Below are 11,782 nucleotides of genomic sequence, written 5' to 3'. Positions count from 1 at the left end.
TGGCAAGCATAAACGCGAATCATTCTCCCGTGCGGCCGGGAGCACCCCAGCTGTCTCATTTCCGTCGCGACGGGTTTATTCTCATCGTCCCACGCCGCCGACCGGCGACGCGCAATCGCATCGGAGGTCACCATGTCTCATGATATGTTCGGCGCCTTGCAATCCTTCACCCTGGCCAGCGGCGCAACGTCGCGTTACTACGCCCTGTCGGCCCTGGAGAGGGAGAATCCCCGACTCTCGCGCTTGCCGGTTTCGATCCGCATCGTCCTCGAATCGTTGTTGCGAAACTGCGATGGACACAAGATCACACCACACCATGTGCGCGAACTCGCGAATTGGCAACCCCATGCACCACGCAGCGCCGAGATTCCTTTCATCGCGGGCCGCATCGTACTGCAGGATTTCACCGGAGTCCCCCTGCTCTGCGACCTCGCGGCCATGCGCGACACGGCCGTGCGCTTCGGCAAGGACCCGAAAATCGTGGAGCCGCGCGTCCCGGTTGCGCTTGTGGTGGACCATTCGGTACAAGTCGACCATGCACAGTCCGCCGATGCGCTCGATCTCAATATGAAACTGGAGTTCCGGCGCAATGCCGAACGCTATCGTTTCGTCAAATGGGGCATGCAGGCTTTCGACACCTTCAGCGTCGTCCCTCCCGGCATCGGCATTGTGCACCAGGTCAATCTCGAATATCTGGCGCGCGGCATCCTGCACAAGGATGGTGTCGCCTACCCCGACACCCTGGTCGGCACCGACTCGCATACCACCATGATCAATGCGCTGGGCGTGGTCGGCTGGGGCGTCGGCGGCATAGAAGCCGAAGCCGGCATGCTGGGGCAGCCGCTCTATCTGCTGACGCCAGATGTCGTCGGCGTTCATCTGCACGGAAGGTTGTCAGAAGGCTGTACGGCCACCGACCTGGTATTGCACATCACCGAGCGCCTGCGCCTGGCACAGGTCGTCGGCAAGTTCGTCGAATTTTTCGGTGACGGCGCCGCCTCGCTGGCAGTCCCCGACCGCGCGACACTGGCCAATATGGCACCCGAGTATGGCGCGACCATGGGCTTCTTCCCGGTAGACGAGGCGACAGTCGCCTATCTGAGCGCCACCGGCCGCGAGGAGGCGGACATCGATGCCTTTGCGTCCTACTTCAAGGCACAGGGGCTGTTCGGCATACCGCGCACAGGCGAGATCGACTACAGTGCCGTGATCGACTTCGACCTGGCTTCGGTCCGGCCCAGTGTCGCCGGTCCCAAGCGACCGCAGGACCGTATCGCCCTGCCCGAACTCGGGCGTACTTTCGAGCATTTGCTGCAACTGCCGCTTTCCGCGGGCGGTTACGGCATGACGGAGCACTCGCCTGGACAACGGCACCCGCTGCCGGAACAGGCAGGCGGCGATATCGGACACGGCGACGTGCTGATCGCGGCCATCACCTCGTGCACCAACACCTCCAACCCCGGCGTGATGCTGGCGGCCGGTCTCCTTGCGCGCAAGGCTGTCGCGCTTGGCCTGACGGTCAACGCCCGCGTCAAGACATCGCTGGCCCCCGGCTCGCGCGTCGTCAGCAACTATCTCGAACGTGCCGGCCTGCTGGGCGACCTCGAGACTCTGGGCTTCAATGTCGTCGCCTATGGCTGCACCACCTGCATCGGCAATTCCGGCCCCTTGCTCCCGGGGCTGGAGGACGCCATCGCCCGTCACGACCTGGTGTGCGCGGCCGTGCTGTCGGGCAATCGCAATTTCGAAGCGCGGATACACCCGGCCATCAAAGCCAATTTCCTGATGAGTCCGCCCCTGGTCGTCGCCCTGGCCATCGCAGGAAACGTCGACATCGACTTGACGCGAGAAGCGCTGGGCACCGACCGCGCCGGGAGCTCGGTCATGCTTGCCGACATCTGGCCTTCGAGCCACGAAATCGGCGCCGCGCTGGCAGACGCCACCGATGCTGAGACCTATCGCACGCTCTACCGGGACTTCGCCACAGGCAATCCGCTGTGGAATGCGATTCCATCCGTCATCGGCACGACCTACGCGTGGACACCATCAACGTATATCTCGGCGCCGCCTTTCTTCGACGCCTTCGTCCCGGAACTCCCCGGCGTGGACGATATCCGGGACGCGCGCGCGCTAGCCCTGTTCGGCGATTCGGTGACGACCGACCATATCAGCCCGGCGGGCTCGATAGACGAAAATTCGCCGGCCGGCGCCTGGCTGCGCGAGAACGGTGTAGGCAAGACCGACTTCAACAGCTACGGATCGCGGCGCGGCAACCACGAAGTGATGGTGCGCGGCACCTTCGCCAACGTCCGCATCCGGAATCTGATGCTCGCGCCGGCAGCCGACGGGGCACGCATCGAAGGCGGCTTGACCTGCCACCAGCCGGGCGGCGAGATACTCCCCATCTATGATGCGGCGGGTCGTTACCAGGCTGCAGGGACGCCAACGCTGATCTTTGCCGGCGCAGAATACGGCACCGGCTCCAGCCGCGACTGGGCCGCCAAGGGCACCCGCCTGCTCGGCGTTCGTGCCGTCGTCGCGGTCAGCTTCGAACGGATCCATCGCTCCAATCTGGTTGGCATGGGGGTGTTGCCGCTGCAGTTCAAGGATGGCGACAGCGCGGCCTCGCTTGGCATCGTCGGCGACGAGCGCTTCGACATCCCGGACTTGAGCGGCGAGTTGCACCCACAGCAGGATGTGGTCCTGCACGTGACAAGACCGGATGGTTCGCGGTACGCGGTCGGCCTGCGGCTTCGCGCCGACACCCCGGTCGAGATCGACTACCTGCGTCACGGCGGCATTCTGCCTTTTGTGCTGCGCGAGCTGCTCGGCCTGGTCTGACACCCTTGCCGCTATCGTTTGCTTTCAGCGGAATATTATCTTAAGATATATTTTAAGACATAACTTAAGATAAGGATTCACCATGTTCGATCATGAACACGCCGCCCACCGCTGCCGCGCGGGAGATGGGCGCCATTCGGACCGCCGGCACGCGATGGCCGGATCCCACCATCGCCACGATGGCGGCATGCCTTTCGGCGACGGCCGCTTCGGCGACGGGATGGGCGACGGTGGGGGCATGCACCGCGGACGCAAGTTTTCGTCGGACGATCTGCAGTTGCTTCTGCTCGCGCTGCTGGAGGAGGCCCCGCGCCACGGTTATGAACTCATCAAATTGCTTGCCGCCCGCTCGAACGGCTTCTACAGCCCGAGTCCAGGTATGGTCTACCCGGCCTTGACCTGGCTGGAGGATGTCGGCTACGCCACGGTTGAAGCCACCGGCAATCGCAAATGCTACCGGTTGGCGCCGGCTGGACGCGACTATCTGGCCGCTCACCGCGAGCACGCTCAACTGATGCTGGCACGACTCAGCCACATCGCGCGCAAGATGGATAGCGTGCGCCGGGCCTATGCCGGCGAAGACCCATCCGCCGATCCCGAGGCGTGGCTGCCCGAACTGGTCGCCGCACGCAGGGCGTTAAAGAAGGCCTTGCTGCTTAGAGACGATGCCCCTGCCGACGAGCAGCGCCGCATTGCCGCCATCCTGGCGCGGGCAACAGCCGAAATCGAATCCGGCTCGCCCTCCTCCTTCCAGACAGGCGCTTCATCATGAGCGGCGGCACTGACACGCTGGCCGTGCGCCGGGTACGGCATCCACTCAAACTGCGCCTTGTGCACGTGCTGCGCATCCGGGCGCTCAGCCCCCTCCAGTTGCGCATCACCTTCGTCGGCACGGATATGGCCGACTTCGCATCGGATGCCTTCGACGATCACATCAAGATCTTTTTCCCCCTGCCGGGCGAGACGATGCCGCACCTGCCCGAGCAAAACCCGGACGGCACCCCGGCCGTCGGCGGCGACGGCCCCCGCCCGATTGCCCGCGACTACACGCCACGCCGTTTCGATGCGGAAAGCGGCGAACTGGACATCGAGTTCCTGCTCCATGGCGAAGGCCCGGCCGCCACCTGGGCCGCACAAGCCCGGCCCGGCCACTGCATCGGTATCGGCGGCCCGCGCGGTTCGTTTATCGTGCCGACGGCTTTCGACTGGCATCTGCTGGCGGGAGACCTCAGCGCCTTGCCCGCCATAGCCCGCCGTCTGGAGGAACTGCCGGCAGGCAAGCGCGCTCTGGTGCTGATCGACACCGACAGCGAAGATGCCAGGATAGACCTGCCCAGCGCCGCCGCCGTCGACATCCGCTGGGTCTGCCGGGACCCGCAGGACGCCGCATCCGACACCCTGCTCTGCGCGTTGCGCAAGCTCGATCTGCCCGCCGGCGAAGGCTATGCCTGGGCTGCCGGCGAACTGGGACTGGCGCAGGCACTGCGCTCGCATCTGATCGACGAGCGCGGCCTGGACAAGTCGCGCGTCCGCGTCGCCAGCTACTGGAAACGCGGGGCGGCCGCCTCGCACACGGCACTGGATGGCTGAGACGATGCGCTTCTTTCCACGCCACAGCCAAGGAAGACCGGCATGGACATTCATCTCCGACTAGAGGGTCGGCGCGACCTGAGCGGCCAGATCTATCGCCAGTTGCGCGCCGGAATCGTCGACGGCCGCCTGGCGGCGGGCGAGCGTCTGCCGTCGTCACGCGAACTGGCGGACCGGCTCGGCGTATCGCGCCAGACCACGCTCGACGTCTTCGAGCGCCTGAGCGCAGAAGGCTTCTTGTGCCCGCGTCCGGGCGCCGGCACTTTTGTCGCCCCCGGGATCGCGCGTACCGCCGTGCCGAATCCGGCCATCGCGGCGGATGGCGCCGGCGACTGGCTGCAGCCGGAGGCCGTCCCCGCGCACTCGCTCGAGTTTCGCGGCGGCGTAACCGACAAGCGCGTGTTTCCATTTACCGCCTGGCGGCGCTGCGTCAACCACGCTTTGCGAGTGCAGGCACGTGACCGCGGCCACTACGGCGATCCGGCAGGCGAAGACGAGCTGCGCCTGGCCGTGTCGCGCTATCTGGGCTTTCATCGGGCATTGAGTTGCACGCCCGATGACATCATCATCACTCACGGCGCACAGCAGGCGCTGGACCTGATCGCCCGCATCGTGCTGCGTCCTGGCGACGTGGTCGCGATGGAAGACCCCGGCTACCCGCCAGCCCGTGCCTGCTACGAAGCACACGGCGCCGCCGTGGTCGGCGTCCCGGTCGACGACGAGGGCATCGTCGTCGACCATCTGCCCCCCCAGGCGCGCCTGGTCTACGTCACGCCCTCGCACCAGTTTCCGCTTGGCATGCCATTGAGCCTGCCGCGGCGCATCGCCCTGCTGGAGTGGGCGCAGCAGCGGGACGCCATCATCATAGAGGATGACTATGACGGCGAATTCCGCTTCGAGGGGCGGGCGCTGGAAGCGCTCAAAAATCTGGATCGCGCCGACCGCGTCGTCTATGTCGGCACCTTTTCCAAGACGATTTTCCCCGAGTTGCGCATCGGCTATCTCGTCCCGCCGCGCACACTGAATCCTTCCCTGCGCCGCAGCAAACAACTCGCCGACTGGCACAGCGCGAGCCTTACACAGACGGCGCTGGCCAAATTCATGCTCGATGGGGACTTTGCCCGTCATCTGCGCCGCATGCATGGCCTCTATCGCACGCGCAGACAGATTCTGTTGAGCCACCTTCGGCAGGATCTTTCTCCTTGGCTGACCCCCATCGTTCCGATCGCCGGCATCCATCTGAGTGCGATGCTGAAACCCGGAATATCGGAAAGCGGCCTGCTCGCCGCCGCCGCCGCGCAGTCGATTGGCCTGTATGGCATTGCGGGCTTCTACCGCGCCGGCCCGCCGCAAGCCGGTCTGCTGTTTGGCTATGGCGGCATGGCCGACGACGAAATCGACGCGGCGCTGAGCACACTGGCGACGATCCTGCCGCATGTCGGCGGATACGGAGGCCAACCATAGTGGCTAGCTAAAAATTGAATAAATTGGCCATATGATATGGCCAGTTTCAGTTTTACTCTGTCCATGTCGCGCCATAAGGCGCCCCAGCCCGAAAAGAGAAAACCCAATGCAAGCCCGCCTAGATTTCATCTCCGCCAGCCCTGCCGCCTATGCGGCCATGGGGGCACTGGAAAAACAAATTGCCCGCTCGACGGTCGAACCGGCGCTAGCCGAGCTCGTCCGCTTGCGCGCCTCGCAGATCAACGGCTGCGCCTTCTGCGTCGATATGCATCACCGCGATGCGCGTGAGAACGGCGAAAGCGAGCGCCGGCTGGCCGCCGTCGTCGCCTGGCGCGAAACGCCATTTTTCACCGAGCGCGAGCGGGCGGCACTTGAATGGACGGAAGCACTGACCCTGATTGCGGCCGACCGGGTACCCGATGCCGTGTGGGACGCGGTCAGCCCGCATTTCAGCCCGGAACAGATCGTCGACCTGACCTTGCTGATCGGCACGATCAATGCCTGGAACCGTTTCGCCATCGCCTTCCGCAAGATGCCGGCCTGAGCCGCAGCAGCCCGAAACTCGCGCGGCCGGTCCCCTGCCGGCCGCCTCTCCCGCCGCCCTGTCAAGCCCCGCCTTTCCGTCGTGACACAAGATATTGAAGCACAAGGCAATTGCCGCCACTACAGGGTGTATCATTCGCGCAAAAACACTAGATATTGATGAAAGACAAATTCCATCGCTACATTTACGAAAAAAAGCACCCCCAGCATGCAGCGAATCGAATACATTACGGGCATGAATTACGGCAGGGGCGCCCCGACACAGCGGCGCCTTTCGTTTTGGGGAGCCCGGACACTGCGGAGCATACCCGGCCCGGAACAGAGGAGTACCTGATGCTGCAAGTCACCAAGCGCGATGGCGCCATCGTCGAATACAACAGCGCGAAAATTGCGGCCGCCTGCGAACGCGCGGCACGCGCGGCGAGCTACCCCGCGCCGCGCGATCTCGCGCGCAGCATCGCCCGTCAAGTCGAGCAACAATGTCTGGCCTGCTCCTGCGATGCGCTCGATATTCCCACCATTCAGGAGATGGTCGAAAACGCCCTGATGAAGGACTGCCCGGAAGTGGCGCGGGTTTATATTCAGTACCGGCACGACCGCGACACCATCCGTGCGCGCGGTTCCGAACTGCACGCCAAGCTGATGGGACTCGTGCACAAGACCGATCTGGAAGCCACGACAGAGAACGCCAACAAGGACGCCAATGTCTTTCCGGTCATGCGCGACCTGATGGCCGGCATCGTCTCCAAGCAGTTCGCGGGCAACTTCCTGCCCAAGGACATCCAGGAAGCGCACCGCGAAGGCGAGATTCATTTCCACGATCTCGATTACTCCCCCTTCTTGCCGTTCACCAATTGCTGCCTGGTCGACCTGAAGGGCATGCTCGGCAAGGGCTTCCGCCTCGGCAACGCCAAGATAGAAAGCCCGCGCTCGATCGGCGTCGCCTGCGCGGTCACCTCGCAGATCATCGCCCAGGTCGCCAGCCACCAGTACGGCGGCACCACCATTCCCAATATCGACCAGACACTGGCACCCTACGTTCAGAAAACGTACGAAAAAAATCTTGAGGTCGCGCGCCAATACGGCATCGCCAAACCCGACGATTACGCCCGCGAGCGGACCGAGAAAGAAACCTATGACGGGATGCAGGCGTGCGAGTACGAAATCAATACGCTGTTCAGCTCTAACGGCCAGCAGCCATTCGTAACCTTCTCCTTCGGCATGGGCACCAGCTGGCAGGAGCGCGCGATCCAGCGCTCCATCCTCCAGATCCGCATCAAGGGGCTCGGACGGGACGGCATCACCGCGGTCTTCCCCAAGCTGGTGCTGTTCCTGGAAGCCGGCATCAATCTGCGGCCGGAAGACCCGAACTACGACATCAAGCAGTTGGCGATGGAATGTACCTCCAAGCGCATGTACCCGGACATCATTTCGGCCAGCCTCAATCGCAAGATCACCGGCTCCAGCACCCCGGTGTCGCCGATGGGCTGCCGCAGCTTTTTGTCGGTTTGGCACGACGAAAGCGGCAAGGAAGTGCTGGATGGCCGCAATAATCTCGGGGTGGTCAGCTTGAACCTGCCGCGCATTGCGATCGAATCGGGGGGAGATCGCGCACGCTTCGACACCCTGTTCGAGCAGAGACTGGAACTGTGCTTCCGCGCGCTGATGAACCGTATCCACCGCCTGGAAGGCGTCAAGGCCAATGTGGCGCCGATTCTGTATTCCGAAGGGGCATTTGGTGCCCGCCTCGACCCGCAGGACGAGATCATGGCGCTGTTCAAGAACGGTCGCGCCTCGATCTCGCTCGGTTATATCGGCTTGCACGAAGTCGGGGTGCTGATGTTCGGTCAACATCCGTTCGACAGCCCCGAATGCCAGACTTTCCTGCACGAGATCGTCAAACGCATGAGTGCGGCAACCAAGGTCTGGAGCCGCGAAACCGGCTTTGCCTTCTCTTTGTACTCGACGCCGAGCGAATCGCTGTGCAACCGCTTCTGCAAACTCGACCAGGAACGTTTCGGCACGATCGCGAACGTCACCGACAAGGGGTATTACACCAACTCCTTCCACCTCGACGTGTTCCGCAAGGTCAATCCCTTCGAGAAGATCGATTTCGAGGCGGGATTCGCCGACCACGCGAGCGGCGGCCATATCAGCTATGTGGAATTGCCGAATATGCGCCACAACCTGAAGGCGCTGGAGCAGATTTGGGATTACGCGGTCGCGCACGTCCCCTATTTCGGCACCAACACGCCGGTCGACTCCTGCGGCAAGTGCGGCTTCATGGGCGAAACGAAAGCGACAGAAGACGGTTTCACTTGCCCCGAGTGCGGCAATACCGACAGTAGCTCGCTGTCGGTGACCCGCCGCGTGTGCGGTTACCTCGGCAGCCCCAACTCGCGCCCGTTCAACGCCGGCAAGCAGAAAGAGATGATGCGCCGCGTCAAGCACTTCGGCGACAGCGCGCACTGAATGCGATGAATTACGATCGTTTCTACACCTGCGATCTGGTCAACGGCGAAGGCATCCGCGTCACCTTGTTCGTGACCGGCTGCCTGCACGCCTGCGAGGGCTGCTACAACCGCTCGACTTGGGACCGCAAAGCCGGCACCCCGTTCACTGCCGACGTCCGCGAACGGATACTGGATGCCTGCGCCACACACGATGGGCTGAGCCTGAGCGGCGGCGACCCTCTGCACCCGCACAACCGCGGCGAAATACTGGCTCTGTGCCGCGCATTCAAGCAGCGCTACCCGGACAAAGACATCTGGTTGTGGACAGGCTACCGTTTCGAAGACGTCGCAGAACTGGACATACTCGGCCTGGTCGACGTCGTGATCGATGGCAAGTACGAGCAGGACAAGCCCAGCAGCGAGCCCTGGCGCGGTTCGGCCAATCAGCGCCTGATCCGGCTGCCCAGGGCCTGAGCCTCCCCGCTACTGCGGGAGGCGGCTGGCGACGCCGGTAGAGATATGGCCGATGTCATAGACCTGTACGCCCTCTCGCGCCGCGCGCATGCGCGGCGCTGGCCAGAGCCGGAAGCGCACCAGGCTCCAAGTGCCGGGATCGAACCCGACTACCGCCGCCAGCGCGCCGTGGGTATCGATATCGAAGCGCAGGCCATCGGTTTCCCGTTTCTGAAGCTCCGCAAGAGAGGCATGGGGTGCAATGGGGAGGATCTCGCGCGTGGCGCAGCTCGCCGCGCCCAGTGCCGACGGCACGATAGCATCCCACACCGACCAGGTTTTGATCGCAGGCCAGCCAAAAGCCTCGGTCAGGGCGGCGAAGCCCTGCCCTCCAAGGAAGGCATTCATTCCCTCGTTACGTTCCCATAGATAGAATGGCGCGTAGAGGTTCTCGCGAGCATCTCGCCGCGTCGGGTCCCGCCGCGCATACAGGAAGGTCTTGAACAGCAGCAGGGGAAACCCGTCCATCAGGTGCCCGTTTTTTGCAATTCGATCTTGAATGACCGACATATCGTAGTCAGCCGGAAGTGAAAAGCTGTATTGCATTGCCAACATCTGAGCCTCCGTTTCCTTCGTTACACCGCAACAGGCAGGGCCGAAACACCATCGCCGAATGACCACTCCCCCATTTCGCTGTTCGTGATCACCACCATGACATCCTGCCGTCGAATTCCCGGCGCGATTTCCAGCAAGTCGGCGAGCCGTCGGAAAAAGGCTTGTCGGGTCGCCGCATCACGAGTCCGCCCGGTCGTAATGGCAATCAGCACAAAGTCGTCGCTGCGCGGACCGCACATATACTCGCGGTCGAACACAAACGCCTCCGACGCCAGTTGGTGGAAGATATGGAAGCGATCCTTCGCCGGGACGTTGAACGTCTCCACCATCGCCTGGTGGAGCGTGTCGGAAAGGGAGCCCAGATAGTCGGCGGACTTCCCTTCAAGCAGTGATATTCGGACGTAGGGCATAAGATGAAAACTCCATGACCAGGTAAAAAAAGGACGTCACGACCATCGATCAGCCCCGGCGCGTCGCGGCTTGCAGCAAGCTGGCGGCCGAGGCGGCGGCAGGCCAGCCGGCGTAAAAGGCCAGATGGGTGATGAGTTCGGTCAATTCGTCCTTGCTTACGCCGTTTTCGAGAGCCCGCTCGAGATGGAACGGCAGCTGTTCCAGCCGGTACAGGGCAAGCAAGGCGGCCACGGTAACAAGACTGCGGTCCCGTTTCGACAATTCGGCCCGTTCCCACATATCCCCGAACAGCACCGTGTCGGTCAGTTCGGCCAGCTTTGGCATATCCCGCCCCATCGCGCGTTGTCCATAGCTTTGTTCTGTACTCATGAAACCCTCCGTTAGTGAAAGCAGGCTTGACGGCATCACGATAACAGGCAAACATAATCCTGAAAATCAGGATTTTTTTAATATACAATCCCAAAAAAACGGACGATAACAATGCGACGCATCGTGCTTGATCTGGATGTGCTGCGCGGCTTTGTGCTGGGCATTGAACTGGGCAGCTTTGCCAAAGCAGCCCATCGCCTCGGGCGCTCGACCTCGGCGATCAGCGCGCAGCTCAAGAAACTGGAGGAGCAGGCCGGCACACCGGTCCTGCGCAAATCCGGACGCGGCATGGCGCTCACCCCTGGCGGCGAGGTTTTATTCGGTTACGCCAAACGCTTGCTCGCACTCAACGACGAAGCCGTGGCCGCCGTACGGGACGATGAACTTCAGGGCTGTGTGCGGCTCGGCCTGCAAGAAGATTTCGGTGCTCATCTCCTTGCCGGGACGCTAGGCCTTTTCGCCCGGGCCCATCCGCGCATTCAAGTCGAGGTCAGAGTGGCGCGAAACGCCGAGTTGCTCGAGGGGGTCGGCAGCGGTCGTCTCGACCTTGCCCTGGCCTGGGATTCCGGCAACCGGACCCCGCACAGTCAGTACATCGCCGAGCTTCCGATGTACTGGATAGGGAGAAAAACCGGAGTGGCAATCGACGCGGGCGAGCGCCTTCCCCTCGCGGCCTTCGAAGCGCCGTGCCTGATGCGCAGCGCCGCGATCGACGCGCTGGACCGCGCGGCCATTCCATGGCGGCTGGCATTCACCAGCCCGAGCCTGAGCGGAATATGGGCTGCCGTGGGTGCCGGCCTCGGCATTACGGTCCGGACGAAAGTGGAACTCCCTGCGGATCTGGCCGTCGTGGAGGGGCTACCCGAACTGCCCGCAATAGGACTCGTGCTGCATCGGGCCGAATCCGAGCCCGCCGCGCCGGTGAAGCAACTCGCGGCGATCATCCTCGCCGAGGTTCATGACAGGCTCGCGCTCGGCTAGCGCCTGCGCGCTCTTCCGCTGCCGACCGGGCCTTCCTGCGCAGGCTGGAGTGCCTGCCCGGT

General features: G+C 63.2%; 11 protein-coding genes. 8 read left to right on the top strand and 3 right to left on the bottom strand.

Annotated elements, in window-relative coordinates:
- Window positions 1-132: 132 nt before the first annotated feature.
- The 7 genes from acnA to nrdG all read left to right on the top strand — a co-directional run bounded on the left by acnA (window position 133) and on the right by nrdG (window position 9,365).
- Window positions 133-2,841, top strand: a complete 2,709-nt coding sequence (acnA, locus tag G520_RS0115790) for an aconitate hydratase AcnA (RefSeq protein ID WP_028536493.1) — start codon at window positions 133-135, stop codon at window positions 2,839-2,841.
- Between the two features lie 82 nt (window positions 2,842-2,923).
- Complete coding sequence (locus G520_RS23125) at window positions 2,924-3,613, top strand: PadR family transcriptional regulator (RefSeq protein WP_084637671.1); 690 nt, start codon at window positions 2,924-2,926, stop codon at window positions 3,611-3,613.
- Entirely contained in the window at window positions 3,610-4,431 is an 822-nt protein-coding gene (locus G520_RS0115780; protein ID WP_036666398.1) for a siderophore-interacting protein, read from the top strand. The genes G520_RS23125 and G520_RS0115780 overlap by 4 nt, the downstream gene beginning before the upstream one ends.
- A gap of 42 nt (window positions 4,432-4,473) precedes the next feature.
- A complete protein-coding gene (pdxR, locus tag G520_RS0115775) occupies window positions 4,474-5,895 on the top strand; it encodes a MocR-like pyridoxine biosynthesis transcription factor PdxR (protein WP_028536491.1) in 1,422 nt (473 codons plus the stop codon).
- 106 nt (window positions 5,896-6,001) lie between these two features.
- Entirely contained in the window at window positions 6,002-6,439 is a 438-nt protein-coding gene (locus G520_RS0115770) for a carboxymuconolactone decarboxylase family protein (protein WP_028536490.1), read from the top strand.
- A 332-nt stretch (window positions 6,440-6,771) separates the two neighbouring features.
- Entirely contained in the window at window positions 6,772-8,910 is a 2,139-nt protein-coding gene (gene nrdD / locus G520_RS0115765) for an anaerobic ribonucleoside-triphosphate reductase (protein WP_036666397.1), read from the top strand.
- 5 nt (window positions 8,911-8,915) lie between these two features.
- Entirely contained in the window at window positions 8,916-9,365 is a 450-nt protein-coding gene (gene nrdG / locus G520_RS0115760) for an anaerobic ribonucleoside-triphosphate reductase activating protein (protein ID WP_028536488.1), read from the top strand.
- Between the two features lie 9 nt (window positions 9,366-9,374).
- Here the strand turns inward: nrdG and G520_RS0115755 are convergent, their stop codons facing one another.
- The 3 genes from G520_RS0115755 to G520_RS0115745 are packed head-to-tail and all read right to left on the bottom strand — an operon-like array spanning window position 9,375 to window position 10,739.
- A complete protein-coding gene (locus tag G520_RS0115755; RefSeq protein WP_028536487.1) occupies window positions 9,375-9,959 on the bottom strand; it encodes a DUF4865 family protein in 585 nt (194 codons plus the stop codon).
- Window positions 9,960-9,979: 20 nt separating this feature from the next.
- On the bottom strand, window positions 9,980-10,369 hold the full coding sequence (locus G520_RS0115750) for a tautomerase family protein (protein ID WP_028536486.1): 390 nt from the start codon (window positions 10,367-10,369) through the stop codon (window positions 9,980-9,982).
- A 49-nt stretch (window positions 10,370-10,418) separates the two neighbouring features.
- Entirely contained in the window at window positions 10,419-10,739 is a 321-nt protein-coding gene (locus G520_RS0115745; RefSeq protein WP_028536485.1) for a carboxymuconolactone decarboxylase family protein, read from the bottom strand.
- A 111-nt stretch (window positions 10,740-10,850) separates the two neighbouring features.
- On the opposite strand from G520_RS0115745, the gene G520_RS0115740 reads away from it, so the two are divergent.
- Entirely contained in the window at window positions 10,851-11,720 is an 870-nt protein-coding gene (locus tag G520_RS0115740; protein ID WP_028536484.1) for a LysR substrate-binding domain-containing protein, read from the top strand.
- The last annotated feature ends 62 nt before the right edge of the window (window positions 11,721-11,782 follow it).

This window comes from Paludibacterium yongneupense DSM 18731, from assembly GCF_000422925.1.
In the GTDB taxonomy this organism is placed as follows: domain Bacteria; phylum Pseudomonadota; class Gammaproteobacteria; order Burkholderiales; family Chromobacteriaceae; genus Paludibacterium; species Paludibacterium yongneupense.
Note: the sequence above shows the minus strand (reverse complement) of the source record. Positions and strands in the feature narration are given on the sequence as shown.

Excerpts from the sequence above, each read along its gene's own strand:
- G520_RS0115780 (WP_036666398.1), top strand. The coding sequence starts at position 3,610 with ATGAGCGGCGGCACTGACACGCTGGCCGTGCGCCGGGTACGGCATCCA.
- G520_RS23125 (WP_084637671.1), top strand. The coding sequence starts at position 2,924 with ATGTTCGATCATGAACACGCCGCCCACCGCTGCCGCGCGGGAGATGGG.
- G520_RS0115740 (WP_028536484.1), top strand. The coding sequence starts at position 10,851 with ATGCGACGCATCGTGCTTGATCTGGATGTGCTGCGCGGCTTTGTGCTG.
- G520_RS0115745 (WP_028536485.1), bottom strand. The coding sequence starts at position 10,739 with ATGAGTACAGAACAAAGCTATGGACAACGCGCGATGGGGCGGGATATG.
- G520_RS0115750 (WP_028536486.1), bottom strand. The coding sequence starts at position 10,369 with ATGCCCTACGTCCGAATATCACTGCTTGAAGGGAAGTCCGCCGACTAT.
- G520_RS0115770 (WP_028536490.1), top strand. The coding sequence starts at position 6,002 with ATGCAAGCCCGCCTAGATTTCATCTCCGCCAGCCCTGCCGCCTATGCG.
- nrdG (WP_028536488.1), top strand. The coding sequence starts at position 8,916 with ATGAATTACGATCGTTTCTACACCTGCGATCTGGTCAACGGCGAAGGC.
- nrdD (WP_036666397.1), top strand. The coding sequence starts at position 6,772 with ATGCTGCAAGTCACCAAGCGCGATGGCGCCATCGTCGAATACAACAGC.
- G520_RS0115755 (WP_028536487.1), bottom strand. The coding sequence starts at position 9,959 with ATGTTGGCAATGCAATACAGCTTTTCACTTCCGGCTGACTACGATATG.
- pdxR (WP_028536491.1), top strand. The coding sequence starts at position 4,474 with ATGGACATTCATCTCCGACTAGAGGGTCGGCGCGACCTGAGCGGCCAG.
- acnA (WP_028536493.1), top strand. The coding sequence starts at position 133 with ATGTCTCATGATATGTTCGGCGCCTTGCAATCCTTCACCCTGGCCAGC.